The organism is Methylocystis sp. Se48, from assembly GCF_056269425.1.
The window spans coordinates 200880-226413 of record NZ_CM149850.1 but is presented as its reverse complement, the minus strand read 5'-3'; the positions used below and the strand labels follow the sequence as shown (position 1 = coordinate 226413).

Below are 25534 nucleotides of genomic sequence, written 5' to 3'. Positions count from 1 at the left end.
CCGCGGGCGGGTTCTGGGAGGCTTTCTTCGCCCTTGCGAAGGCCCTGCGCCTGCGAGACTAATCGACGCAATGGCCGCGTCGGAGCCGCATTTCAGTGCGCCGGCCGGATTGTTTCTTCCCGCAATCGAACAAGGGATTCTCATGCGACGGCTCGTACTTGCATCGCTGTGCCTCCTCGCCGCCGTCGGCGCGCTTTCATCGCCGGGCCTCGCGCGCGAGGCCGCGCCCCAGGCCGACGTCGACCCGCTGACGGAGCTGTTCGGCGGCGCGCCCGCCCCCGCTCCGGCGGGTCCGGACGGGCGGCCGCAGGCGGTCGCCATTCCGCGCGAGACCGTGTCCTTCGACGGCAAATTCGCGCCGGGAACGATCGTGATCAACACCAGCGAGCGCCGGCTCTATTACGTGCTCGGCAACGGCCAGGCGATTCGTTACGGCGTGGGCGTGGGCCGTCCTGGCTTCGAATGGGCGGGCGTGCGCTACATCTCCAGCAAGCGCGAATGGCCGGACTGGACGCCGCCCGCGCAGATGCTGAAGCGCCGTCCCGATTTGCCGCGCCACATGGAGGGCGGCGTCAACAACCCGCTCGGCGCCCGCGCCATGTATCTCTCGGGCACGCTCTACCGCATCCACGGCTCCAACGAGCCGGAGACGATCGGCCAGGCCGTGTCCTCGGGCTGCATCCGCATGACCAACGACGACGTGGTGGATCTCTATGATCGCGTCCGCGTCGGCACAAAGGTGGTCGTGACGCGGTAGGCAGCCCGCCTCCCGGGTTTTGGAGCGGCCGGCCCCGGGTCGGCCGTTTCTCTGTCGGCGGCGCCGGTCCGCCAGGAAGAAACGCCGGGCGGGCCTCACGCCTCCCCCGGCCGATCGCGATCCAACCCCTTGGCCTTCAGCTCCCCGAGATAGGCCACGAAGCTCGCCTCGGCGCTCTCGCCGAGCTGGCGCAGATAGCGCCATGTGTAGATGCCGGTTCGGTGCATGTCGTCGAAATCGAGCTTCACCGCATAATTGCCGACCGGCGCGACGGCGATGATCGTCACGTTGCGCTTGCCGCCGACCGTCTTCTGGTCCGCGGGGGAATGGCCCTGCACCTCGGCGCTGGGGCTTCTCACGCGCAGCAGCTCCGCGCTCAGCGTGAAGGCGCTCCCGTCGTCGAAGGTCACGCGCAAATTGCGGCCGTTGTCGAGCAGGCGGATTTCGGTGGGCCAGGGTTCTGCGGTCAAGGAAGGCTCCGGATCAGGGACGTCGCGATTTGCGCGGAAACTATTACAGTGCGGAAGCCGCTGTCAGCCCGCGTTTTTCCTGGGGCTCATCGGGATTCCCGATCGGCGCATAGAAAGGCCTCGGGCTTCACGAGTTTCGCCGGCGGCAATATATGGAGTAGCCGGGGCGGCGAGACGACCGCCCGAGGAAGCGCCCGACATGAACGCCTTTACGCAACCGCCAGGGCGCGCCGCGCCCGCGCCGCTCGTCGACCCTTACGGCCGCGCGATCTCCTATGTCCGCGTGTCGGTGACGGACCGCTGCGACTTTCGCTGCGTCTACTGCATGGCCGAACATATGACCTTCCTGCCACGGAAGGATTTGCTCACGCTCGAGGAACTCGACCGGTTGTGTTCCGCCTTCGTCGCTCGCGGCACGAGGAAGCTGCGCATCACCGGCGGCGAGCCGCTGGTGCGCCACGACGTGATGAAGCTCTTCCGCGCGCTCTCCCGCCACCTCGTCTACGGCAGGCTGGAGGAGCTGACGCTCACCACCAACGGTTCGCAGCTCGCCCGCTTCGCCGCCGAACTCGCCGACTGCGGCGTGCGACGGATCAATGTGTCGCTCGACACGCTCGACCCGGACCGCTTCAAGGCGCTGACCCGCACGGGCGATCACGCCCGCGTCCTGGCCGGGATCGACGCCGCGCTGAGGGCGGGCTTGAGCGTGAAGCTCAACGCCGTGGCGCTGAAAGGCGTCAATGAGGACGAATTCATCCCCCTCGCGCGCTTCGCCCATGAGCGCGGCATGGACATGACCTTCATCGAGGTGATGCCGCTCGGCGAACTCGACGGTCCTGCGCGCGTCGACCAGTATCTGCCGATGACGGCCGTGCGCGAAAAGCTCGCCGAGGCCTTCACGCTCGACGAGATCGACTATCGCACCGGCGGCCCGGCCCGCTACATGCGCGCGTCGGAGACGGGCGGGCGTATCGGCTTCATCACGCCGATGACCCATAATTTCTGCGAGAGCTGCAACCGCGTGCGCGTCACTTGCACCGGCACGCTTTTTATGTGCCTCGGACAGGAGGACGCGGCCGATTTGCGCGCGCCGCTGCGCGAGAGCGGCGACGACGCGCTGCTCCACGCCGCGATCGAGGCGGCGATCCGCCGCAAGCCCAAGGGCCATGACTTCGTCATCGACCGCGCGACGCAGACCCCGGCGGTCGCGCGCCACATGAGCATGACGGGCGGCTGACGTCATGACCGGATCAAAGAAGGTCGCCTTCATCGGCCTCGGCGTCATGGGTTATCCCATGGCCGGGCATCTCGTCCGCGCGGGCCATGAGGTCACGGTCTATAACCGCTCGCGCGAGAAGGCGGAGAAGTTTGCTGCATCGCAGCATAGTGCAGCAAAATGGGCCCCGACGCCCCGCGAAGCCGCGGCCGGCGCGGAATTCGTCTTCGCCTGCGTGGGCAATGACGACGACCTGCGCGCGGTGACGCTCGGGGAAAACGGCGCCTTCGCCGGCATGTCTCCGGGCGCGATTTTCGTCGACCACACCACCGCCTCGGCGCAGGTCGCCCGGGAACTTTACGCCGAAGCCGGATCGCGCGGGCTCGGCGCGATCGACGCGCCGATCTCCGGCGGACAGGCGGGAGCGGAGAACGGCGCGCTCACTGTCATGTGTGGCGCCGAGCCCGAAATTTTCGCGAGAGCCGAGCCGGTGATCGCCGCCTACGCCAGGGCCTGCCGGCTGATGGGGCCGCCCGGCGCCGGGCAACTGACGAAGATGGTCAATCAGATCACGATCGCCGGTCTGGTCCAGAGTCTCTCGGAAGCGCTGCATTTCGCGAGAATGGCCGGCCTGGACGCGCAAGCCGTGATGGATCTTCTGAAAAACGGCGCGGCGCAAAGCTGGCAGATGGAGAACCGCACTAAGACGATGCTCGCGGGCGAATTCGACCACGGCTTCGCGGTGGAGTGGATGCGCAAGGATCTTGCGATCTGCCTCGCGGAAGCCCGCCGCAACGGCGCGAAGCTCCCCGTCGCCGCCCTCGTCGATCAATTTTACGCCGAGGTCGAATCCATGGGCGGCAAGCGCTGGGACACGTCGAGCCTCATCGCCCGCCTGGAGCGGAAATAGGCCGCGCGCAGATCTGCACGGCATTGCTTTGAATTGATGTTATCGAATCCCGCCGCTGCGGTCGAGGAGTCGCCGGCCAATGCGGCGAAAGAGGCTCCGCGGCGGAATTGTGGCGTTCGCCGCGGAAGAAAAAACTTTTTTGTGGCGCCGATGCAACCATTCCTTCGGCTCGGCGTTTTCCCCCCAACGAAAAGAGGAACACCCGAGGCCGCGCATTGCCTGCAATGCGTCACGAGGGACAAGACCTGTGTCACCCGATTGGGAGGGGCCCTTATGGCCGTTACGCGCGAAAGCCCGATTGCAAGCCGCATGTCGCGGATTGTTCTTGGAGCCACCATCGCCTGTGGTCTTGTCGCCGCCGTCGCTGCGGCGCCGACCGCGCCGGTGACCAAGGTTCAGTCCTCCGCCGCCGTAAAGGCCGCGGTCAGCCTCAACGACGACGGCTTGCGTCCGCTCGCGCGTGGACCGGCGATCCGGGTGGGACGCGCCTATGGCGCCGAGGACGAAGATTGCACGCTCGTTCTGAAACCAAGCACAGACGAGCGCGGCCGCGTCCGCTACTTGCGTAGCGTGATCTGCGCCAACTGACGCAGAGCGTCCCCCGACCGCAAGGTCAATGGCAAACTGGCGAGGCGAAGGCCGCTCGGGGAGAGCGCCTCCGCCTTTTGTTTTTCTCCGCCATCCTTGTCCGCGCGCCGTTGACGCCCCCGGCGCCGCTCCCTACTGTGCCGCGCTCCCCCCAACAGACAGATGGCCGCCGTCACGCACATGCCCGCTCCGATTGCCCTTTCGCCCGAACTTCTCGACGCCGCGCGCGTCTCGCCCGCCTGGCCCTTCGAGGAGGCGAAGAAGCTCGTCAAACGGGTCGAGGCGAGCGGCCAGACCTCCGTTCTGTTCGAAACGGGCTACGGTCCCTCGGGCCTGCCGCATATCGGCACGTTCGGCGAGGTGGCGCGCACGAGCATGGTGCGCCGCGCCTTCGAAGTCCTGACCGAAGGAAAAATCGCCACGCGCCTGCTCGCCTTCTCGGACGACATGGACGGGCTGCGGAAGGTGCCGGACAACATCCCCAACAAGGAGTTGGTCGCGGCCCATCTCGGCAAGCCGCTGACGCAGGTGCCCGACCCCTTCGGCACGCACGACAGTTTCGGCGCGCACAACAACGCGCGCCTGCGCGCCTTTCTCGACGCCTTCGGTTTCGACTACGAATTCGCCTCTTCGACCGACTACTACAAGAGCGGCCGCTTCGACGCCGCCCTGAAGCACATGCTCGCCCGCTATGACGCGGTGATGAAGATCATGCTGCCGAGCTTTCGCGAGGAGCGCGCCGCGACCTACTCGCCCTTCCTGCCGATTCACCCGAAGACCGGGATCGTCATGCAGGTGCCGCTCACCGGCATGGACGCGGAAGCCGGAACGATCGACTGGGCCGATCCCGAGACGGGCGAAAAGTTCACGACCCTCGTCACAGGCGGCCATTGCAAGCTGCAATGGAAGCCCGACTGGGCGATGCGCTGGTATGCGCTCAATGTCGATTACGAAATGGCCGGCAAGGACCTCATCGACTCGGTCAAGCTCTCGGGCCAGATCGTCCGCGCGCTCGGCGGCAAGCCGCCGGAGGGGTTCAATTACGAGCTCTTCCTCGACGAGAAGGGACAAAAGATTTCCAAATCGAAGGGCAACGGCCTGACGATCGAGGAATGGCTGACCTACGCCAGCCCCGAGTCGCTCGCGCACTTCATGTATCAGAAGCCCACCGCCGCGAAGCGGCTGTATTTCGACGTCATTCCGCGCGCGGTGGACGATTATCTGACCTTCCTCGACGCCTATCCGCGTCAGGACTGGAAGAACCGGCTTGGCAATCCGGTCTGGCACATCCATGCCGGAAACCCGCCCGCGCCCGAAACGCTCGCGCATGGCGCCGAAGCGAAGGGGACGAGCGTGTCCTTCTCCATGCTGCTCAATCTCGCCGCCGTCGCCAACGCCGAGGACCCGGCGGTGCTCTGGGGCTTCCTCAAGCGCTACGCCCCCACGGCGAGCCCGGAGAACCATCCGCATCTCGACAAGCTCGTGGGCTATGCGGTCGCCTATTTCCGCGACTTCGTGAAGCCGGCGAAGCATTATCGCCCCGCCGACGATGTTGAGCGCGAGGTGCTGGAAAAAATCGATGCGACGCTCGGCGCGCTCGGCGAGGACGCGACGGCGGAAGAGATTCAGACGGCGCTCTATGACGTCGCCCGCGCCGTGCCGCGCTATCAGGATTTCGCCGCCAAGGGCGCGACGCCGGAGCGGCCGGGCGTCTCCAACGACTTCTTCAACATGCTCTACGAGGTGCTGCTCGGCGAGAAGAAGGGCCCGCGCTTCGGCTCCTTCGTGGCCCTCTATGGCGTCGCCAATTCCCGCAAGCTCATTCAGGACGCGCTGGCCGGCGCCTTCGCAAAACCCGCCGCCTGATGCGCGCCGCCGAGGCCGATATTCTCGTCATTCCGGGCTATCTCAATTCCGGCCCGGATCATTGGCAGAGCCGCTGGGAGAAGAAGCTCTCGAGCGCCCGCCGCGTTGAGCAGCGCGACTGGGCGCGTCCCTCCCGCGACGAATGGGTCGACGCCATCGTCCGGGAGGCGCGCGCGGCAACCCGCCCCGTGGTCGTCGTCGCGCATTCCCTTGGCGTTGTCGCAGCGCTTCATGCTGCGCAGCAATTGCGCAGCAAAATCGCCGGGGCCTTCCTTGTCGCGCCGCCCTCTGAGGAGGTGATCCGGGAAATGCCGGCGGTGGATTCGGACTTTCTGCCCGTGCCCCGGGCGCGACTGCCCTTCCCATCGATCCTCGTCGGCAGCAGCGACGACCCCTATGCGGATCTTCTCTTCCAGCGCCGCCTCGCTGAAGACATCGGCGCGACGTTCATCGACGCGGGGGCGGCGGGACATATCAACGTCGACAGCGGCCACGGTCCCTGGCCCGAGGGATCGCTCGCCTTCGCCCATTTCATCGCGAAGCTTTGACCATGCGCGGGCGGCCGGACGTCGCGCTGCTGGCTGGGGCCGCCCTCGCGACGGCGGGCGCCGCGCGGGCGGCGGCGCCGATACTCGGGACGACGGCCCCGGCCCTGCGCGCGCAACTGACCTTCGACGGCAAGAGCTATGAGGCGAGCGCGGCCCTCGCCCGCCCGCAAGCGCCCGCGCCGGGCGCGGCGATGCTCCTCGAGACCGCAACAGGCGACGATCTTTCCTCCCTCGCGCTCTCGCGGGGCATGAGCGTCGCGCGGATCGACCTTTCGTCCGTGCCCGCAGGCGCCCGCGCCGAGGCGCTGCGCATCCTCGTCCCGCGATTGCGTCAGACGACCGGAGCGCGGCGCGTTCTCGCGCACGGCGGCGCGGAAAGCGCCGATCCGCTGCTTGCGGCGGGCCGGCTGTTCGACGGCTTGCTGCTACATCGCCGCAGTCCAGTCCCCGCGCCGCTCGACGAGAAGGGTCCCCGCGTGATCGAGACCTTCGGCTCCGACGCCTATTGGCGCGCGGGACCGGCGTCGGTCGCCGCCGAGGCGCGGGAGGGCGCGAACCGGCGCCGCTTTTTCCTCGCGGGCGCCGCCGAGGCGGCCGGACCGACGACGAATTGCGCCGCGCCTGTCAACATCCGGTCGGTCGCGCCCGCCCTGCGCGCCCTGCTCGTCGTCCTCGACGACTGGACGAGGGGGATAAAGCCCCCCGCCTCCCGCGCGCCGGGCGCGGCCGACCTGACAGCGGCGAAAACGCTCGCCTGGCCTAAAATTCCGGGTCTTCCGGTGCCGCCGGCGGGCGATCGGCAAGTTCCGAAAATCGACGCCGACGGCAACGAAACAGCCGGGCTTCGACTGCCCGACCAGGCCCTGCCCGTTGCGACCTTCACCGGATTCAATGTCGAGATGGACGGCAAGGATCCGCCCTGCGCGAGCGGAGCCGCGCCGCCTTTTCCGCCGACGAAGGCCGTGCGGGAGAAGACCGGCGACCCGCGCCCCTCGCTCGTCGAACGCTATGGCTCGCGCGCCTATTTCGTGGCGACGATGCGCGTCGTGGCGGACAAGCTCGTCAAGGAGCGGCTGCTCCTGAAGATAGACGCCGACGCCTATGTCGCGGCGGCGAAGCAGGCGCCGTTTTGACGCGACCGGGGCGCCCGATCAGTTCAGCATCCACACCCCGACGTTGAGATAGGTCGCGAAGGCGACCCACATCGCGTAGGGAACGAGGCAATAGGCCGCGACGCGATCGAGGCGCCAGAAGGCCCATAGGGTCGCAAGGATCAGCGCCTCCATCGGCAGGATCACGGCGAGGCCGAGCAGCGGATTTTCCGCCGCGAAGAACGCGAAGGACCAGCCGGCGTTGAAGACGAGCTGAATGGCGAAGAGAAGGATCGCCCGCCCGCGCCCGGGCGCGGCGGGATCGAGCCGCAGGATGCGGTAGAAGGCCGTCGCCATGAGAACGTAAAGAAAGGTCCAGGCGGGCCCGAACACCCAGTTCGGCGGCGTGAGCGGCGGCTTGGCGAGCGGATCGTACCAGCCGGCGATGTGCGGAAGAGTCGCCATATTGCCGAGCGCGCCGGCGGTCACGATCGGCCCCGCCGAAAGCGCGAGGGCGGCCAAAGGCCCAAGTCTTCCGGAAAAAATTCCGCCGGCGGTCGCGCTCATGTCTCTTCCTCCTGAAGGTCGATATCGGGCGCGCGGCGCCGGCTTCAAGGCGCGCGGTGGCGCATCACGCTTTCGCCATGCGACACCGTATCTCCGGCATGCTCGCCCACCGACTCGAAATGTTCCGAAAGGCTCTCGCGCGTGCGTGGATCGACAATGGCGAAAGGCGCCGCGACCGCCACGCCGGCGGCGGCGCCGACCGTCGACGCCGCGCCCGCCGCGACGAGCCCCAGTTTCTGGCCCACCCCCGCCTGACCGTCGTTGAGCGACTGGCCGGATGCGAGCCGCGCGCCGATCGAGCGCACGACGGACGGCGATTCGGCGAATTTCGTGTGGCCAAGCTGATCGCCGCTCGAAATCTCGGTCAGGTCGACGACCTGGATGCGGTCCTGCTGAAGGACGTCCCTGTAGGGCTCGGCGCCGGGGTCGACCGCGCCGACGCGCGGCTTGTCGCCCCAGACTCGCCGCGAGACCGCGAGCGCCTCGTCGTCTCGCGATACGAAGATGGTGAACAGCGAGGGCCGCACTCCCATCGCCATGATCTGGCGCCGGAAGACGTCGAAATCGACGTCCGGCGCCGCGAGCATGACGTTTTTGATTTTCGCCGGGAGGCCGCGATCGCGGATCGCCATCTGGCGGAGCGCCTCCAGCGTCACCCAATTGCCCATCGAATGCGCGAGAATGGAAATTTCTCCGACATTGGAATTGCGCGCGAGCGCCTGCAACAGGATTTCGAGCGAGTCGCGCGAGAAGCTCGCGCTTTCGTGGTCGTAGCCGTAGGCGAGTAGCTTGCCGCGCGACGGCCAGGTGAAGAGCACCGGGACCACCGAGGCGTCAGAGTCGTGCGAAATTTGCGCGAAGCGATAGACCGCTTCCTCGAAACGCGTGTTGAAGCCATGGACGAAGACCAGCGCCTGACGCTTCGGCGTTTTCGCGATGCGCCGGTTGAACTCGGCGAGCGCCTCCTCCCGCGTCAGAACTTTCGCCTCGACCGTCGTGAACTCTCGCATCGGATCGGGCGCGTCGCTTTGCGGCCACTGCACCTCGCCGACCTTGCGATGGCCGTCGGGCGGGATCGACACCGTAATGTCGGCGAAGGATAGCGCGGCGCCGCGCTCGCCCGAGAACATGACGCCCGGCTCCGAATTGTCCGGCGCGCGCGTGGTCGCCACCATCATGTCGACGAGGCTCGCGCCCAGCGGGCGTTGGTGCGTGGCGACCAGCACGCCATGCGGACGCGCGGCGCAGGCGGCCAAGGCCATGACGACGAGCGCCGTAAGGCCGCCACGAAGAAGAAGCGTGAGACGCGTCATGAAATCGGGACCGCCGGGTGAGGTTAAGGAGACGGGGCGTCGAACGCAGAGCTCGCCGGCGCCTTTATGGCGTCAATAGGGCTTGTGAGATGGCGCACAGTCTTTCGCGCGGCGCGCGGTTAAAAAGCAAATGCTCGTTGATTGAACGGGCGCCGGAAGCGGGGCTGGGATGAACGGCTTCCGGTTTGGCGGGAGGAGTCGCCCCCAGCGTCTTCCTCCCGCCGCGCCGTCGCGGCGGCGTCAGTCGTTGGGCGCCAGCATTTTCTCCGGCCGCACGATCTCGTCGAATTCGGCTTCCGTCACCTTGCCGGAGGCGAGCGCCTCCTCCTTCAGGCTCGTGCCGTTGTGATGCGCGGCGCGCGCGATCTTCGAGGCCGCGTCATAGCCGATCTTCGGCGCCAGGGCCGTGACGAGCATCAGCGAGCGGTCCAGGAATCGCTTGATGTTGGCCTCGTCGGCCTCGATGCCCTCCACGCAGCGCGTAATGAAGCTGTTGACGCCGTCGGCGAGCAGGATCGTCGATTCGAGCAGCGCGAAGCCGACGACGGGCTTCAGCACATTGAGCTCCAGATGGCCCTGCGACGCGGCGAAAGTGATCGTCGCGTTGTTTCCGAAGACGCGCGTGCAAACCATTGTGAGCGACTCGACCTGGGTGGGATTGACCTTGCCCGGCATGATCGAGGAGCCCGGCTCGTTTTCGGGCAGCCTGAGTTCGGCGAAGCCCGCGCGCGGACCCGAACCCAGCAGGCGAATGTCGCAGGCGATTTTGTAAAGGCCCGAGGCGAAGGAATTCATCGCGCCATGCGCGAAGACGATGGCGTCATGCGCCGCGAGCGCCTCGAATTTGTTGGGCGCCGAGACGAAGGGAAGGCCGGTCTGCTGCGCGATATGCGCGGCGACTTCCTCGCCGAATCCCTTGAAGGTGTTCACGCCCGTGCCGACAGCCGTGCCGCCTTGCGCGAGCGCGAGAAGATCGGGCAGCGCCGCGCGAATGCGCGCCGCGCCATATTTCGCCTGCGCGGCGTAGCCGGAGAATTCCTGACCCAGCGTGACGGGCGTCGCGTCCTGAAGATGGGTGCGGCCGATCTTGACGATATGGGCGAATTGCGCCGCCTTGCGCTCGAACGCGGTCTGGAGGCGCTCCACCGCCGGCAGCAGCCGGCCAGAAATCGCGAGCGCGCCGGCGATGTGAATGGCGGTCGGAAAGCTGTCGTTCGACGATTGGCCTAGATTCACGTGGTCGTTGGGGTGAACCGGCGACTTCGATCCGCGCGGCGCGCCGAGCATTTCATTGGCGCGGTTGGCGATTACCTCATTGACGTTCATATTCGTCTGCGTGCCGGAGCCCGTCTGCCAGACGACCAGCGGGAAATGCGCGTCGAGCTTGCCGTCGATGACTTCCTGAGCGGCGGCTGAGATCGCGTCCGCGACCTTGGGATCGAGCAGTCCCTTGCGGGCGTTGGCCTTGGCCGCAGCCAGCTTGACGCGCGCGAGGGCGTGGATGATCTCGATCGGCATTGTGTCGCCGCCGATGGGAAAGTTCTCGCGCGAGCGCTGCGTCTGCGCGCCCCAATAGGCCCAGGAGGGCACGGCGATGTCGCCGAAGGAATCGCGTTCGATGCGGGAATCTTCTGTCATCGGTCTTGCTCGCTCGAGAGACGGGTTTCGTCCGGCTCCCTATGCGGCATTTCCGACGCGCGTTCAATCACGGACGGCTTCGGAGAGCGCTGGGTCGCGCGCCTCGCTTCTGTCCCGCCCGCGGGCGGCGGGCAGGGACATCAGTTCATTGAGTCGGTTGCGCGCGCGATTGACGCGGCTTTTCATGGTCCCCGGCGCGCAGCCGCAGATTTCGGCCGCCTCCTCGTAGGACATGCCGGAGGCCGCGACGAGGATCAAGGCCTCGCGCTGGTCGAGCGGCAGTTTCTGCAGCGCCTCCCGAAAGTCGAGAAAATCCATATGGGCGTTCTGCGACTCGGGTGCGACGAGCTTGGCCGCGATGGCGCCATCAGGATCGGGCGCCTCGCGGCGGCGTTTGCGAAACTCGCTATAATAGATGTTGCGCAGGATCGTGAAGAGCCAGGCGGTGAGATTCGTGCCTTCGGCGAAAGTGTCGAGGCTTCCCCACGCCTTGACGAGCGTCTCCTGCACGAGATCGTCGGCGCGGTCGGCGTTGCCGCAGATCGAGACCGCGAAGGCGCGCAGGCTCGGAATGGCCGCGATGAGATCGGCCTTGAGGCTTCTTCGCTCCGTGCGGCCAGATTCCTCCGCGCTCACTCTCTCTCCCCGGGCGCGCTGCTCGACACGCCCGACGATACCATATTCTTTTCGAGCTGATTCAGGAGATTCAAAAACCGGTCGGGAACCGGCTGGGCGACAAGATCGTCGTAGAGCGACTGCAACTCCTTGCCGATGGCGTCCCCGAAATCGACGCCGTTGGTTTTCCTCACGCTTCGCTTAGGGCCGCACGGCGGCGGGCTGTCAGCGTCGATCGCCTCCTTTGCATTGGCGCGGCGCGACGATCCGAAGCTCGCTCCAAGGCCCGCGGCGAACGCCTCCATGCCGCGCGGGACCCGTCCGGAGAAACGGCGCATGTCGGCGCGGCGTTGCTCCTCGTCGGAGGGCGCGCGCGTGACGGCATTCTCCGGAATGTTTTTCACCATGGAGACCTCGATCTTGCAAATTCATGATTCCGCTAGCGGAGTTTGCGCCGCGCGATATAGTGCGGCGCACGGACGATAGGCAAAACGCCGCGCTCTGGGATTGGTTCCTTAAAATGTGCGTGCCGATTTGACGCAGCTGTTAAGCTTTCGTCGCCCGTCCGCCCCGCGGCCTGCGCCGGAGTCGCATAACATGTCGATTTCTCGTGAAATTTCTGCGCATATTCCCTATCTGCGGCGTTTCGCGAGAGCGCTCGTCGGCACCCGCGAGGGGGGCGACGCCTATGTTCTCGCGACGCTCGAGGCGATGGTCGCCGAGCCGGGCAGGCTCTCCGAACACGACGACCTGCGGATCGCGCTCTATCGGCTTTTTCTCAAGGTGTGGTCCTCTGCGCCGATCAACGAACGTACGGACCCGCCGGCTTCCGCGCTGGAGGAGGAGGGCGCGCAGCGCAATCTCGACGCGATCGCGCTGCTGCCGCGCATCGCCTTTCTTCTGCACGCGCTCGAGGGATTCGACCTCGAGCAGGTCGGCGACACGCTCGGCGTTCCCGAACAGGAGGCCGAGGCGCTCGTCGACGCCGCAAACTCGCAAATCGCCGACCAGATCGCGACCGATGTGCTCATCATAGAGGACGAACCGCTGATTGCGCACGACCTGCGCAGCATCGTCGAGGAGCTTGGCCATCGCGTCGTGGGCATGGCGCGCACGCATCGGGAGGCGGTGGCCGCCATCGGCGAGGCCGAACCCGGCCTGATCCTGGCCGACATCCAGCTCGCGGACGGCAGCTCCGGGCTCGATGCGGTGAACGAAATTCTCGGGGAGCTGTCGACTCCGGTGATTTTCGTCACGGCCTATCCGGAGCGCTTTCTCACCGGCGCGCCGCCCGAGCCGGCCTTCCTCGTGGCCAAACCCTTCAGCGTGGAAAGTCTGAAGGCTGTCATCAGCCAGGCGCTGTTTTTCAACCGGAAGTCGCGTCGTAAAACGTATTGAATAGCGCGCAAGGCAGATTCCGGCCCTCTCTAAGTATAATCCCGGAGGCGTTTTTATCTATAAAAAGCTTGGCTACGTACATTCCGCAATTGCGCCAACCTTGGCAGCAGGGGCAATTTATGCGCGTGGACGCTGGGGGCAGAGAGGCGACCATGCAAGAAGTAGTAAAGAAGTCCAATCGGGGCTTTGCCTCGATGGATCCTGAAAAGCAGCGCGCGATCGCGCGCAAGGGCGGGCAGAGCGTTCCTGACGAAAAACGCAGCTTCTCGCAAAATCCCGATCTTGCGGCGCGCGCCGGGCGCAAGGGCGGGCAGAGCGTCAATCCGGCGAAACGCAGCTTCTCGCGCGACCATACGCTCGCGTCGGAAGCGGGCCGTAAGGGCGGTCACGCCTCTCACGGCGGCGGTCAGAAGCGCGCGTCGGTCTAAGCGACGCGCGTCGCGCTACGCAGCGTAGGGTTTGGAGCGCTGCGCGATGAGTGAGTAGAGTGCGTCATGGTCTCGCGTGGCGCGGATGGTGGCGACCAGGCCAGGGTCGCGCAGCATTCGCGCCGCGCAGGCAAGCGCCTTGAGATGGTCGGCGCCGGAGCTTTCCGGGGCGATCAGCAGGAAAACCAGATCGACCGGCGCGCCGTCGAGAGATTCGAAATCGACCGGACGCTCCAGCCGCGCGAAAATCCCGAAAAGAGACTTCACCTTGGCGAGCTTGCCGTGCGGAATGGCGATGCCCTCGCCAATTCCCGTGGAGCCCAGCCGCTCGCGATGCAGAAGGGCGTCGAAGATCTCGCGCCCCGAAAGCCCTGAGAGCTTCGCAGCGCGATCGCTCAACTCTTGAAGCAGCTGCTTTTTCGTCGTCGCCTTGAGATTGGCGATGACTGCTTCCGGCGTGACAAGATCCGTGAGCCGCATGCGACGCCCTATCCGTTCAAGCGTTTGAAAACCCGACCCTTATGCCGGCGCAGTCGCGCCAGTGGCGGAAAATCGCAAGATACATGCCGGGGACGCCGCGAATATGGCCCCGCGGCGTCCCCGGGAAACCGAGGAAGGAGACGCAGCCTTTACGCTATTCGCCGCCGGGAGTGTCGATCCACCCGATATTGTTGTCGCTGCGGCGATAAACAATATTCACGCGACCCGTATTCGCGTGACGGAACACCATGACCGGCGCGCCGGTCAGGTCGAGATCGAGGACCGCGGCCGAGACCGACAGGCGACGCAGCCGGGTCGTCGATTCTGCGATCACCGCCGGGCTGAACTCGGACGGCGCCTCGCTGTCCTGATCCGGAGCCTCGATGACATGATAGGCCACCTCTTCGGGAGCGCTTTCGTGGGCATGGCCGTCGTGATGCTTCTTCAGCCGTTCCTTGTACCGGCGCAGGCGCTTCTCGATGCGGTCGGCGGCCTGGTCGAAGGTCGCATAGGGTTCGTGGGCGCGCCCGTCGGCCTGAAGAACAATGCCAGAAGAGAGATGCAGGCTGCAGTCGGCGCGATAGCCGGAGCCCTCCGGCGCGATCGTCACATGGCCGCTCACGCCGCCGTCGAAATATTTCGACGCCGCCTGCTCCAGACGCTGGGTGATATGGGTGCGCAGCGCTTCGCCGATATTGATGTTCTTTCCTGAAACTCTCAGGGACATGTCTATTCCGCCCTTTCCGCCGCGCGGCCGGGGGTCGCGGTCAAGACGACAGGTCTCTCCGCGCCGTCAGGCCGCCAGTTACGGATTGTCGCACATAACGTCGTCGAGACCGCCCGCCTCGGACACACCGCAGTCGCCGCCGGCCCGAAGGGCGCGCGGCGCAGCAAAATTTCGCGAAGCGTTAGAAGCCTCCGCGCGCGAAGTCAATGGGCGCCGCAGCATCGGGCGGGGAATGGGCCCGTTTTTGCGGCGGCGCCGGCCCGGTCAATGGGCGTGCTGGGCCTGTTCGCGCGCGAGCGCCAGCTTGGCCCGCCGCCGGTCCACAGAGGAGGGGATTCGCAGACTGTCCCGATATTTGGCGACCGTGCGACGCGCGATGTCGATGTTGATCGCCTTGAGCCGGGCCACGATGGCGTCGTCGGAGAGCACGTCGTCGGGCGCCTCGCGGTCGATCATCTGCTTGATGCGGAAGCGCACCGATTCCGCGGAATGCGCCTCGCCGCCGCTGGTCGTGGCGATGGAGGCGGAGAAGAAATATTTCAGCTCGAAGATCCCGCGCGGCGTCATCATATATTTGTTCGAGGTGACGCGGGAGACCGTGGACTCGTGCATGCCGATCGCGTCCGCGATGGTGCGCAGATTGAGCGGTCGAAGGTGTTCGACGCCCTTGGCGAGGAACGCGTCCTGAAGACGGACGATTTCGGACGCGACCTTGAGAATGGTGCGGCTGCGCTGCTCCAGGCTCTTCGTCAGCCAGTTGGCGTTCTGCAGGCAGGTCGAGATGAAGGTCTTGTCGCCGTCGCGCGCCCCCGCGCCGACCTTGGCGGCGTAACTGTGATTGACGAGCACGCGCGGCAGCGCGTCGGAATTGAGTTCGACGAGCCAGGAGCCGTCAGCGGCCGCGCGCACGATCACATCCGGCACGAGCGGCTGGACCGGCGAATCGCCGAAGGCGCGGCCCGGCTTGGGATCGAGCCGGCGCAGCTCTGCGGCCATGTCGGCGACGTCCTCGAGATCGACGCCGCACAGCTTGGCGAGCTGGGCGAAATCCCGCCGCGCGACGAGCGGCAGATTGGCGACGAAAATCTGCATGGCCGGATCGTAGCGGTCGCGCTCCCTGAGCTGGATCGCGAGACATTCGGCGAGGTCCCGGGCGCCGACGCCGGAGGGATCGAAGCTCTGGATGGTCGCCAAAACCTCCTGCGTCTCCGCGGGGTCGGCGTCGAGACGGGCCGCGATATCCTCGAGGCTCTCGCGCAGATAGCCGGTTTCGTCGATTCCGTCGATGATCGCCTGTCCGATCAGGCGCTTGCGCGGATCGGGACAGGCGAGCGACAGCTGCTCGGCGAGATGGTCGTGGAGGCTCGGGCGCGCGGCCACATAGGCCTCGAGATTGGGCGCCTCGCCGTCCTCGCCCCCGCCGACCGCCCCGCCAGACCAGGAGGTGGCGGAAAGGCCCGCGCCCTCCAGCGCTTCGCGGGGGGCTTCGGGCGAGACCGCCGGCCCCTCCGGCTCGAAGGCGTTGCTGACGTCGGCGCCGAGATCGCTCGCGAGCGTCGCCTGATCGACGGCGAGAGAGTCGCGCGCCCAATCGGCTTCATGCGGCTCGCCATCGAAAGTCGCCTCGGCGCCGTCGGGCGCGTGATCTTCGACCGTCGGCCCGTTGCGGTCGTCAGGCTCGCCCTCCTGCGTCTCCAGCAGCGGATTGCGCTCCAGCTCGTCGTGCAGAAAGGCGGACAGCTCCAGATTGGAAAATTGGAGAAGCTTGATGGCCTGCAGCAGCTGCGGGGTCATCACCAGGGCCTGGCCCTGACGCATCATGAGCTTGGTCGAAATCGCCATCTGCGCTCACTCGCACGCTCGACGTCCGCGGGCCATCTCCCGGCCCGCTTTTTGCTTATAGCATGGCCGGGCGACGACGACAGGACCAAATATCCGGCGCCGCCCCCGCGCAAACGCCCAAGGGTTAATCAGGCGTTGAGCGGAAAGGGCGCGCTGGAGGGCGAAACGCCCCTCCCTTACATCTTGAAATCTTCGCCGAGATAGATTCGGCGAACGTCCGGATTGGCCACGATTTCCTCCGGCGTTCCCTCGGTCAGCACATGGCCGTTGTAGATGATGTAGGCGCGGTCGGTGAGCCCCAGCGTCTCGCGGACGCTGTGATCGGTGATGAGCACGCCGATGCCGCGGGCCTTGAGATGGCGCACAAGATCCTGAATGCCGCCGATGGCGATCGGGTCGATGCCGGCGAAGGGCTCGTCGAGCAGCATGAAGGAGGGATGTCCCGCCAGCGCGCGGGCGATTTCGCAGCGCCGCCGCTCGCCGCCGGAAAGGGCGACGGCCGGACTCTTGCGCAGGCGCGTCAGCCGCATTTCGTCGAGGAGCCCGTCGAGCTCCTCCTCGCGCTTTTTAGGATCCGGCTGCGTGATCTCGAGCACGGCGCGAATATTGTCCTCCACGGAAAGACCCCTGAAAACAGACGCCTCCTGTGGAAGATAGCCGATGCCGAGCCGGGCGCGGCGATACATGGGGAGGGGCGTGACGTCATAGCCGTCGAGGGAAATCACGCCCTTGTCGGGCTTTACGAGCCCCGTGATCATGTAGAAGACGGTCGTCTTGCCGGCGCCGTTGGGGCCGAGCAGACCGACCGCCTCGCCGCGCGCCACGTGCAGGCTCACGTCCTCCACGACCCGGCGCGCCTTGTAGGCTTTGGCGAGATTGTGCACCGACAGCAGGCCCTGCCCATCGTGGCCCGGGCCTTCGAGGTAGGCGCCGGCGGTAAAGGAGCCGCCGTTCTCCCTGGGAGACTTCGCCTGCGCCCAAACGGGCGCATCCTCCGGCGCGGCGCCTAAATTTTCAGCGCCATCGTCGCCGCGCCAGTCGGATTCCGCCAGATCGTCCGCCTTGTGCGACATCGTCGCGCCCGACGGCGGCGCCCCGGGAAGACGCGCCCGCACCCCGCCGATGGCCCCGGAAAGGGACCGCGCGGCGGCGCGAAGGCGCGTCGAAAGGGCGGCGAAATAGCTCAAAGGGCGTCCGTCGCGAAAAGATTTAGAGTTACCGAACGCTGGAGCGTCGCCCCGATTGCCGCGGACGACGCTTCCGGCCCCCTGCTCACGCGCCCGGCGACCCGCCGGCGCGCTCACGCCCAGGGGCGCGCCTGCGCGGCGGTTTTCTCGTAGGCGTCGATCTTGTCCGCTTTCTGGAGCGTCAAGCCGATGTCGTCGAGGCCGTTCAGCAGGCAGTGCTTGCGGAAGGGATCGATGTCGAATTTGACGACGCCGCCGTCCGGCCCGCGAATCTCCTGCGCCGCGAGATCGACCGTCAGCGTCGCGTTGGCCCCGCGCAGCGCGTCGTCCATGAGTTTGTCGAGCTCGGCCTGCGTCACCCTGATCGGCAGAATGCCGTTCTTGAAGCAGTTGTTGTAGAAGATGTCGGCGAAGCTCGTCGAAATGACGCAGCGCAGGCCGAAGTCGAGCAGCGCCCAGGGCGCGTGCTCGCGAGAGGAGCCGCAGCCGAAATTGTCGCCGGCGATCAGAATCGTCGCCTTGCGATAGGCCGGCTGGTTGAGCACGAAATCGGGATTCTCCGAGCCGTCCTCGCGGTAGCGCAACTCCGAAAAGAGGCCCTTGCCCAGGCCGGTGCGCTTAATCGTCTTCAGATATTGCTTGGGGATGATCATGTCCGTATCGACATTCATGATCGGCAACGGCGCGGCGACCCCCGTAAGAGTGGTGAACTTGTCCATTTTTTCGGCCTGACGCGGAAAGGAACGTGTCGCGCCCTTTAGCAAATTGCCCGGCCAAGGCAAAGGGCGCCCGCTCCGGCGCCTTTCGCCGCGCGCCGCTCGCCTCGCGCGCCGCGCTTCTGCTAAGGTGGCGCGATTCCGCAGTTTCATGAAGCGGCCGGATCATGATCCCCCAGAACTGGATCGTCGAGGCGATCGGCTATCTCGCCGCGGCGGCGAACGTCTTTGTCTTCGTCTCGGACACGATGATCCCGCTGCGCATCGCGGCGATCGTCGCCAACGCCCTTTTCGCGGCCTACTTCTTTTTGAAGGGCTATTACCCGCTCTTCGCGCTCAACGCCTTCATGGCGCCGATCAACGTCTTCCGCCTGCATCAGATGCGCCGCCTCATCGCCGACGTGCGGGCGGCCAGCGCGGCCGCGAGCGGCGGCGAATTCGACTATGAATGGCTGCGGCCCTACATGAAGCCGCTGAAATTGCCCGCGGGCTTCACGCTCCACCACAAGGGCGATTTGTCTGAGGAAGCCTATATTCTCGTGCGCGGCAAGGTCTCGCTGCCCGAGCCGGGCGTGACGCTGGAGCCGGGCGCCTTCTTCGGCGAGATGGGCCTGTTCACCGAGGAGAACCGCCGAACCGCCACGGCGATCGCCGAAACGGACGTGGACCTCCTCGCCGTGCGCTACGATGAGCTGCTCGAGCTCGCGGCGCAAAATCCGCAATTCGGCTTCTATCTGATGAAGCTCATGATGCGGCGGATGCAGCACAACGTTGAGGTCGCGCGGGCGGCGAGCGAGACGAAGCAGATCGCGGCGCGGGGCGGGGAGGCGGTCCAGGGCCCGCCCTAGGCCTCCCCGCCTGCTTCGCTTCGCCGCCGGCGAAGGCTAGAATCGACGCGGAGAAACGACGCCCGCCAGCGGGACGACAAGCGAGGAAATCATGTCCGAGAAGCTCTATCCCGTCCCCGAGAACTGGAAAAACGCGCGCGTCAACGAGGCGGAATATCGCGCGCTTTACGAGCTGTCCCGAAATGACCCGGACGCCTTCTGGGCGCGGGAGGCGGCGCGCATCGACTGGATCAGGCCCTTCACTCGGGTGAAGCATACGAGCTTCGACGCGCACAATGTCTCCATCCGGTGGTTCGAGGACGGCGCGACCAATGCCGCGATGAATTGCGTCGACCGTCATCTCGCCAGCCGCGCGGACCAGACCGCGATCATCTGGGAGGGCGACGATCCTTCCATCTCGAAGCACATCACGTATGGCGAGCTTCACGAGCATGTCTGCCGCTTCGCCAATGTTTTGAAAAAACATGGCGTCGGCAAGGGCGACCGCGTCACCATCTACCTGCCGATGATCCCCGAGGCCGCCTACGCCATGCTGGCCTGCGCGCGGATCGGCGCGGTTCATTCGGTGGTCTTCGGCGGCTTTTCGCCGGAGGCGCTCGCGGGACGCATCGAGGACGCGGCCTCGCGGGTCGTCGTCACCGCCGACGAGGGGCTGCGCGGCGGCCGCAGGATCGCGCTCAAGGCCAATGTCGACGCGGCGCTGGAAAAGGTCTCCGTGAAAAGCGTGCTCGTCGTCACGCGCACGGGCGCCGAGGTCGACTGGGTCGCAGGCCGCGACTACCGCTACGAGGAGGAAGCGGCCTCGGTCCCCGCCGACTGTCCCTACGCCGAGATGAACGCGGAAGACCCGCTCTTCATCCTCTACACCTCCGGCTCCACCGGCAAACCCAAGGGCGTGCTGCATACGACGGGCGGCTATCTCGTCTACGCCGCGATGACCCACGAACTCGTCTTCGACTACCGGCCTGGCGAGGTCTATTGGTGCACGGCCGACGTCGGCTGGGTGACCGGCCACAGCTATATTCTCTACGGCCCGCTGGCGAATGGCGCGACGACGCTGATGTTCGAAGGCGTGCCGAATTATCCGAGCGTCTCCCGCTTCTGGGAGATCGTCGACAAGCATGGCGTGAATATCTTCTACACCGCGCCGACTGCGATCCGCGCGCTCATGGCGGCGGGCGAGGCGTCGGTGAAAAAGACCAGCCGCAAATCGCTGCGCCTGCTCGGCTCCGTCGGCGAGCCGATCAATCCGGAAGCCTGGGAATGGTATCACCGCGTCGTGGGCGAGGGGCGCTGCCCGATCGTCGACACCTGGTGGCAGACGGAGACGGGCGGGATTCTCATCGCGCCGCTGCCTGGCGCGACCGCGCTCAAGCCCGGCTCGGCGACGCGGCCGCTCTTCGGCGTCTTTCCGGAGATCGTGGACGCCGCGGGCAAGGTTCTGGAAGGCGCCTGCGAAGGCAATCTCGTCATCGCCGATTCATGGCCCGGGCAGATGCGCACGGTCTTCGGCGACCACGAGCGCTTCGCGCAAACCTATTTCTCCGCCTATCCCGGCAAATATTTCACCGGCGACGGCGCCCGCCGCGACGCCGACGGCTATTACTGGATCACGGGCCGCGTCGACGACGTCATCAACGTCTCCGGCCACCGCCTCGGCACAGCCGAGATCGAAAGCGCCCTCGTCGCGCACGGCAAGGTCTCGGAGGCCGCCGTCGTCGGCTATCCCCATGATCTGAAAGGGCAAGGCATCTACGCTTATGTGACGCTGATGGCGGGCGCGCAGCCGACCGAACATTTGCGCAAGGAGCTTGTCAAATGGGTGCGCGAGGAAATCGGCCCCATCGCGACCCCGGACGTGATCCAGTTCGCGCCGGGCCTGCCGAAAACCCGCTCGGGCAAGATCATGCGGCGGATTTTGCGCAAGATCGCGGAAGGCGAGTTCGGCGCGCTGGGGGATACGTCGACGCTGGCGGACCCGGGGGTCGTGGAGGAGCTGATGCGGGGGCGGCCGACGGGTTAAGTCTTACACTTGGAATGAAATCACATTTTTGTGGAAGCAGTATTGACAAGTGACGATTTTTGATTCTTACGAAAATCGTGCTATCTTTGGCCTGGGCAGGCACGCGCCGAAACTACCCCGAGTTGCCTTGTGGCGGCAGCACCCTTTGCGGTGTGGAACAGGGGCCGGGGTCTGCCTTTTCATATTACGCAAAATGTGAAAAGAACAAATGCTGTTCCCGATCAAGGCGGTTCGCAGCGCGGGAAGAAACAGCTGTCACTCCGCAATTTAGCATCCTGCCATCCTGCTTAATCAAGCGCGGTTTTAGTAGTTTCGTATAACTGTGCTCATAGTTGGCGTAATGGTTAGGTTCAACTGCAGAGAAGAAAGCACTCGTTGCGCAATCTGCTATTTGGAGCCCGGCCCACTTCGAGTGATTCTCGACTGAAATTTTTTCAAAATCAATAATTGGTCAAATAATTCGTCTCGCTGGACGGGTAGCTTCGTTTCCATCTCGCGTTAATCGGAAATACTCCATCATATTATGATAGTCAGTCGAGCCTCGCCTCGAAAACACTATCCTGAGTCTGCAAGACTCAGGCTCTGCGCCGCGCATACATGCCGTCGTTACACGCTCCAACAGCCATCTAACCAGATAATTATACAGGAACCCTTTTTGTTTGAATATTTTTTCGTACCTAGACCCCGGAATTGCGACCTTGTGAGACATCGCAACAGCGACACCGACCGGCATCTCTGCAATTTCTTGGCATACCACAATCTTCTGTTCGTGTTTGAGGTTACGGAAGTGAAGATCTCGACACTGACGATTTGGGAAACGGGTGAGAATACGATCACGCCAATACGGCAGCTTCAAATCGTTCTCATGCCTGACGATACAAGCCCCAAGAATAAGCCAACGCGATTGGCCGCCTGTCGGGCCGGCGGCCAGTTTTCCGATGCCTTCGTCTCCGGCTTCGTCAATGTAAGCAGTAAGAATCTGCAATCGTGCGACTTTCGGAATCACCGGGGAGCGAGTCTAATGCCAGCGGCCGCGCTTGGCAAAAATCCACCCCTCATTGGCGCCCCTGCGCCTGTTCCGCCGCCCCGTTGCGCCGCACCTTTCTCCCTAGAGAAGAGAAGGAGTGGGCAATGCGGCGCTTATCCGCCGTTCTCGCCGGGATGGCCGCGACATCCCCCGTGCTTGCGGATTCCGGCGTGGAACATGCGCGATATTCGGTGGCGGCCTCCGCCGGCGCCTTCGAGATTCGCGACTATGCGCCGCAGATCGTCGCGGAAACGACGGTCGCCGGCGAGCGCGGCGCGGGCCTGAACGCGGGCTTCCGCCGCCTCGCCGGTTACATCTTCGGCGCCAATGCGCGCGAGGAAAAAATCGCCATGACCGCCCCCGTCGCCCAGACGCGCGACGGGGAGGCTTGGAAAATCCGCTTTTCCATGCCCGCCCGCTATTCGATGGCGGCTCTGCCCCGCCCGAACGACGGCGCCGTAACGCTCGCGCAACTGCCGGGCAAGCGCATGGCGGCGATCCGCTTCTCCGGGCTGGCCGGCGACGCCGACCTTGCCGTTCAGTCGGAGAAACTGCTCGATTATGTGAAGGCGCAGGGCCTGACGCCGAAGGGCCCGCCTCTTTACGCCTTCTACGATCCGCCCTGGACGCTGCCGTGGAACCGGCGCAACGAGGTCATGGTCGAGATCCCTCGCCAATGATCCCTCGACCCTGACGCGCTCGCCCCCGCGCGAAGGCCGTCAAGAGCGCGGCGCGGGGGCGGGCAACGCTCATTTGAACAGCGCCAGCGCCTCCCGCGCCAGAACGCCGCCCGTGATCTCGATCGTCTCGAAGGGCGCGGCCTCGGCGAGCAACCGGCTCGGCGTCCTGATCTGGCCGATCTTCGCCGACAGCTCCTCGATCGAGGCGGCGTAGACCATCCGGGCGAAGCCGCTCCACAAGATCGCGCCCATGCACATCGGGCAGGGCTCGCCTGTCGTGTAGATCGTCGCGCCCTTCAACTGGTCCGCCGGATGGGCCGCGCAGAAATTGCGGATTGCGACCATTTCGCCATGCGCCGTGGGGTCGTTGGTCCTGATCCCCATGTTGCGCCCGCGCGCCGCGACCTTGCCAGCGCGCAGGATCACCGCGCCAAAGGGAAAGTCCCCCTTCTCCGCCTCCTCCAGCGCGAGCCGCATGAAGCCTTCGTCTTCCGCCCGCGCGGGCGCGACGACCGCCTTCGCCCGCGCGGGCGCGGAGCCGAACGCGGCGGCGAGGCCGGTCCCTGCGGCGCCCGCCAGAACGCCGCGGCGGCTCACCCCCGCATCGCGTCCGCATGCGCAAAATCCCTTCGTCATCGGCCTCTCCAGCGCGCCGCGACCTTTGCGAAGCTTGACACGCCGCGCGCGCCAATGCCACTCGCGGCGCGAAACGAAATTCGAAGAGGGCGAAACGCGCATGTCGAAGGCTTTCATTTTTCCCGGACAGGGCTCGCAGGCGGTGGGCATGGGCAAGGCGCTGGCCGAAAATTTCGCGCCCGCCCGCGCGGTGTTCGAGGAGGTCGATTCGGCCCTCTCCCAGAGGCTCTCGACGCTGATGTTCGAGGGGCCGGAAAACGAGCTGACGCTCACCGCCAACGCCCAGCCGGCGCTGATGGCGGTCTCGCTCGCCGCGATCCGCGTGCTCGAGGCGGAGTGCGGACTCGACCTCGCAAGGGACTCGGCTTTCGTGGCCGGCCATTCGCTCGGGGAATATTCGGCGCTCGCCGCCGCCGGGGCGCTCTCCGTCGCCGACACGGCGAAGCTGCTGCGCATTCGCGGCGACGCCATGCAGAAGGCCGTGCCCGTGGGCGAAGGCGCCATGGCGGCGCTGCTCGGCGCCGAGCTCGATCAGGCGAAGGAGATCGCGGACGCGGCCGCCGCCTCCCTCTCCGCCTGCTGTCAGGTAGCCAACGACAATGGCGGCGGTCAGGTGGTGATCTCGGGCGCGCGGTCGGCGGTCGAGAAGGCGATGGAGATCGCGAAGGAAAAGGGGATCAAGCGCGCGGTGCTACTGCCCGTTTCCGCGCCCTTCCATTGCGCGCTCATGCAGCCCGCCGCCGACGCCATGGCGGCCGCCCTCGCCGGCGCGGCCATTTCGGCGCCGCGCGTTCCGGTCGTCGCCAATGTCACGGCGGGGCCGGTCAAGGATCCGGAGATGATCCGCAAGCTGCTCGTGGAACAGGTGACCGGCGCCGTGCGCTGGCGCGAGTGCATGGCCTATATCGCCGGTCAGGGCGTAACGAAATTCGTCGAATGCGGCTCGGGCAAGGTGCTCGCCGGCCTGTTGAAGCGAATCGCCCCTCAGGCCGTCGCCGTCTCGGTCGGGACGCCGGCCGATCTCGACGCCTATCGCGCCCTCTGACGGGGCGGGACAAAACAAAAAGCCCGGCCTTTCGGCCGGGCTTTCAGAATTATCGACCGGGCGCCGATCAGTAGGCGGCCAGAACCGGAGCCGGAGCGCCCCAGTTGAAGTGATAGTTCACGCCCGCGCGGACCGTGTGGAAGCGCGTGCGATTGTTCACGTTGTTGAGGCCAATGCCGGGGTTGAAAGCCCAGTTCTGGTTGTTGCCCGAAACCTCGGTGTAGAGGTATTCGGCCTTGACCGACCAGTTCGGCAGGAACATCCACTCGGCGCCGCCGCCGGCGGTCCAGCCCGTCTGAACGGCGCTGTTCTGGTTCCACCAGAGATTCCGCTGAACGTCGGCGTAGGCGAAGCCGCCCGTGCCGTAGATCATGAACTGCGACCAGCCCGGGAAAGTCAGGCCAACGCGGCCGCGAACCGTGCCGAACCAGTTGATGCGGGCCGTGGAGCCGCCAAAGCCGCCCCAGGCGATCGCCCAGGCGTTGTTGGCGCCGCCGCCGCCGATGCTCGTGCCCTGGAAGTCGGTCTCGACGCCCACGACCAACATCGGGGACAACTGGTAGTTGTAGCCGAGCTGGCCGCCGCCGACGACGCCGCCGGAGTTGGAGTTGTTGCCCCACCAGACGTTGGAGGAGGACTGATCCTGCCAGCCGCCGCCGATGTTCAGACCGGCGTAGAACCCGGTCCAGGTCATGACCGGCGGCGGGGGAATATAGGCCGGCGGCGGGGCCTTGCGCGACGGCAGGTCCGCGGCCTGCGCGGCGCCGGCGGCCAGAGCGGCCGCCAGGGCGATGGCGGAGAGAGCTGTCTTCATGTCGTAATCCTTGGTGTTCAAGTCAGCGTCTTTACGACCCGCATCCGCCCTGACTTGACGGACGTATCCCGATGCGGACCCCAAGCGCGCGCAGTCTGGTCAAA

General features: G+C 65.9%; 27 protein-coding genes. 13 read left to right on the top strand and 14 right to left on the bottom strand.

The genetic code is table 11. The features are described from left to right. Positions 1-142 precede the first annotated feature (142 nt). Positions 143-757: a L,D-transpeptidase gene (locus ACV959_RS01125; RefSeq protein ID WP_475738100.1), complete on the top strand. Its 615-nt coding sequence runs from the start codon at positions 143-145 to the stop codon at positions 755-757. 95 nt (positions 758-852) lie between these two features. Here the strand turns inward: ACV959_RS01125 and ACV959_RS01120 are convergent, their stop codons facing one another. Beyond that, positions 853-1227: a gamma-butyrobetaine hydroxylase family protein gene (locus ACV959_RS01120; RefSeq protein WP_475738099.1), complete on the bottom strand. Its 375-nt coding sequence runs from the start codon at positions 1225-1227 to the stop codon at positions 853-855. A gap of 199 nt (positions 1228-1426) precedes the next feature. On the opposite strand from ACV959_RS01120, the gene moaA reads away from it, so the two are divergent. From moaA to ACV959_RS01090, 6 genes are all read left to right on the top strand, one after another. Continuing rightward, a complete protein-coding gene (gene moaA, locus ACV959_RS01115) occupies positions 1427-2464 on the top strand; it encodes a GTP 3',8-cyclase MoaA (protein WP_475738098.1) in 1038 nt (345 codons plus the stop codon). Between the two features lie 4 nt (positions 2465-2468). Beyond that, the gene (locus tag ACV959_RS01110; protein WP_475738097.1) at positions 2469-3353 is read left to right on the top strand and encodes an NAD(P)-dependent oxidoreductase; all 885 of its coding nucleotides are present in this window, start codon (positions 2469-2471) and stop codon (positions 3351-3353) included. A 273-nt stretch (positions 3354-3626) separates the two neighbouring features. Continuing rightward, complete coding sequence (locus ACV959_RS01105) at positions 3627-3941, top strand: hypothetical protein (RefSeq protein ID WP_475738096.1); 315 nt, start codon at positions 3627-3629, stop codon at positions 3939-3941. A gap of 180 nt (positions 3942-4121) precedes the next feature. Further along, positions 4122-5807, top strand: coding sequence for a lysine--tRNA ligase (locus ACV959_RS01100; protein WP_475738095.1), 1686 nt, complete (start codon positions 4122-4124; stop codon positions 5805-5807). After that, a complete protein-coding gene (locus ACV959_RS01095) occupies positions 5807-6355 on the top strand; it encodes an RBBP9/YdeN family alpha/beta hydrolase (RefSeq protein ID WP_475738094.1) in 549 nt (182 codons plus the stop codon). The genes ACV959_RS01100 and ACV959_RS01095 overlap by 1 nt, the downstream gene beginning before the upstream one ends. A gap of 2 nt (positions 6356-6357) precedes the next feature. Further along, a complete protein-coding gene (locus ACV959_RS01090) occupies positions 6358-7488 on the top strand; it encodes an alpha/beta hydrolase domain-containing protein (protein WP_475738093.1) in 1131 nt (376 codons plus the stop codon). 18 nt (positions 7489-7506) lie between these two features. On the opposite strand, the gene ACV959_RS01085 is transcribed toward ACV959_RS01090, so the two are convergent. The 5 genes from ACV959_RS01085 to ACV959_RS01065 form a co-directional block, all read right to left on the bottom strand. Next, complete coding sequence (locus ACV959_RS01085; RefSeq protein ID WP_475738092.1) at positions 7507-8013, bottom strand: TspO/MBR family protein; 507 nt, start codon at positions 8011-8013, stop codon at positions 7507-7509. 44 nt (positions 8014-8057) lie between these two features. Then, complete coding sequence (locus ACV959_RS01080; protein WP_475738091.1) at positions 8058-9326, bottom strand: alpha/beta hydrolase; 1269 nt, start codon at positions 9324-9326, stop codon at positions 8058-8060. A gap of 240 nt (positions 9327-9566) precedes the next feature. Beyond that, positions 9567-10964 carry a class II fumarate hydratase gene (gene fumC, locus ACV959_RS01075; protein ID WP_475738090.1) on the bottom strand — a complete coding sequence of 466 codons (1398 nt, stop codon included), beginning with the start codon at positions 10962-10964 and terminating at the stop codon, positions 9567-9569. 63 nt (positions 10965-11027) lie between these two features. Further along, on the bottom strand, positions 11028-11600 hold the full coding sequence (locus ACV959_RS01070) for a sigma-70 family RNA polymerase sigma factor (RefSeq protein ID WP_475738089.1): 573 nt from the start codon (positions 11598-11600) through the stop codon (positions 11028-11030). Beyond that, positions 11597-11986: a NepR family anti-sigma factor gene (locus tag ACV959_RS01065; protein ID WP_475738088.1), complete on the bottom strand. Its 390-nt coding sequence runs from the start codon at positions 11984-11986 to the stop codon at positions 11597-11599. Before ACV959_RS01065 ends, ACV959_RS01070 begins: the two co-directional genes overlap by 4 nt. A 190-nt stretch (positions 11987-12176) precedes the next feature. Here ACV959_RS01065 and ACV959_RS01060 point away from each other — a divergent pair, with 190 nt between their 5' ends. After that, the gene (locus tag ACV959_RS01060) at positions 12177-12977 is read left to right on the top strand and encodes a response regulator (protein WP_475738087.1); all 801 of its coding nucleotides are present in this window, start codon (positions 12177-12179) and stop codon (positions 12975-12977) included. Positions 12978-13129: 152 nt separating this feature from the next. Then, the gene (locus ACV959_RS01055; protein WP_475738086.1) at positions 13130-13405 is read left to right on the top strand and encodes a con-10 family general stress protein; all 276 of its coding nucleotides are present in this window, start codon (positions 13130-13132) and stop codon (positions 13403-13405) included. Between the two features lie 15 nt (positions 13406-13420). On the opposite strand, the gene ptsN is transcribed toward ACV959_RS01055, so the two are convergent. The 5 genes from ptsN to leuD all read right to left on the bottom strand — a co-directional run bounded on the left by ptsN (position 13421) and on the right by leuD (position 18360). Beyond that, positions 13421-13885, bottom strand: a complete 465-nt coding sequence (gene ptsN / locus ACV959_RS01050) for a PTS IIA-like nitrogen regulatory protein PtsN (protein WP_475738085.1) — start codon at positions 13883-13885, stop codon at positions 13421-13423. A gap of 154 nt (positions 13886-14039) precedes the next feature. Further along, positions 14040-14612, bottom strand: a complete 573-nt coding sequence (gene hpf / locus ACV959_RS01045) for a ribosome hibernation-promoting factor, HPF/YfiA family (protein WP_475738084.1) — start codon at positions 14610-14612, stop codon at positions 14040-14042. Between the two features lie 264 nt (positions 14613-14876). Further along, positions 14877-16454, bottom strand: coding sequence for an RNA polymerase factor sigma-54 (gene rpoN / locus ACV959_RS01040; RefSeq protein ID WP_475738083.1), 1578 nt, complete (start codon positions 16452-16454; stop codon positions 14877-14879). Between the two features lie 176 nt (positions 16455-16630). Then, positions 16631-17641, bottom strand: coding sequence for an LPS export ABC transporter ATP-binding protein (gene lptB / locus ACV959_RS01035; protein ID WP_475738082.1), 1011 nt, complete (start codon positions 17639-17641; stop codon positions 16631-16633). A gap of 113 nt (positions 17642-17754) precedes the next feature. Then, positions 17755-18360, bottom strand: a complete 606-nt coding sequence (gene leuD, locus ACV959_RS01030) for a 3-isopropylmalate dehydratase small subunit (protein ID WP_475738081.1) — start codon at positions 18358-18360, stop codon at positions 17755-17757. A gap of 164 nt (positions 18361-18524) precedes the next feature. Between leuD and ACV959_RS01025 the strand changes: the two genes are divergently transcribed. Both ACV959_RS01025 and acs read left to right on the top strand, forming a co-directional pair. After that, on the top strand, positions 18525-19205 hold the full coding sequence (locus ACV959_RS01025; RefSeq protein WP_475738080.1) for a Crp/Fnr family transcriptional regulator: 681 nt from the start codon (positions 18525-18527) through the stop codon (positions 19203-19205). A 91-nt stretch (positions 19206-19296) separates the two neighbouring features. Further along, the gene (acs, locus tag ACV959_RS01020) at positions 19297-21228 is read left to right on the top strand and encodes an acetate--CoA ligase (RefSeq protein ID WP_475738079.1); all 1932 of its coding nucleotides are present in this window, start codon (positions 19297-19299) and stop codon (positions 21226-21228) included. Positions 21229-21679: 451 nt separating this feature from the next. Here acs and ACV959_RS01015 read toward each other — a convergent pair whose 3' ends face one another. Further along, complete coding sequence (locus tag ACV959_RS01015) at positions 21680-22234, bottom strand: DUF3800 domain-containing protein (RefSeq protein WP_475738078.1); 555 nt, start codon at positions 22232-22234, stop codon at positions 21680-21682. 125 nt (positions 22235-22359) lie between these two features. On the opposite strand from ACV959_RS01015, the gene ACV959_RS01010 reads away from it, so the two are divergent. Continuing rightward, entirely contained in the window at positions 22360-22935 is a 576-nt protein-coding gene (locus tag ACV959_RS01010) for an SOUL family heme-binding protein (protein ID WP_475738077.1), read from the top strand. A 69-nt stretch (positions 22936-23004) separates the two neighbouring features. On the opposite strand, the gene ACV959_RS01005 is transcribed toward ACV959_RS01010, so the two are convergent. After that, positions 23005-23571 carry a nucleoside deaminase gene (locus ACV959_RS01005; protein ID WP_475738076.1) on the bottom strand — a complete coding sequence of 189 codons (567 nt, stop codon included), beginning with the start codon at positions 23569-23571 and terminating at the stop codon, positions 23005-23007. Between the two features lie 100 nt (positions 23572-23671). On the opposite strand from ACV959_RS01005, the gene fabD reads away from it, so the two are divergent. Then, the gene (gene fabD, locus ACV959_RS01000; protein WP_475738075.1) at positions 23672-24616 is read left to right on the top strand and encodes an ACP S-malonyltransferase; all 945 of its coding nucleotides are present in this window, start codon (positions 23672-23674) and stop codon (positions 24614-24616) included. Positions 24617-24683: 67 nt separating this feature from the next. Here the strand turns inward: fabD and ACV959_RS00995 are convergent, their stop codons facing one another. Further along, a complete protein-coding gene (locus tag ACV959_RS00995; protein ID WP_475738074.1) occupies positions 24684-25430 on the bottom strand; it encodes an outer membrane protein in 747 nt (248 codons plus the stop codon). Positions 25431-25534 lie beyond the last annotated feature (104 nt).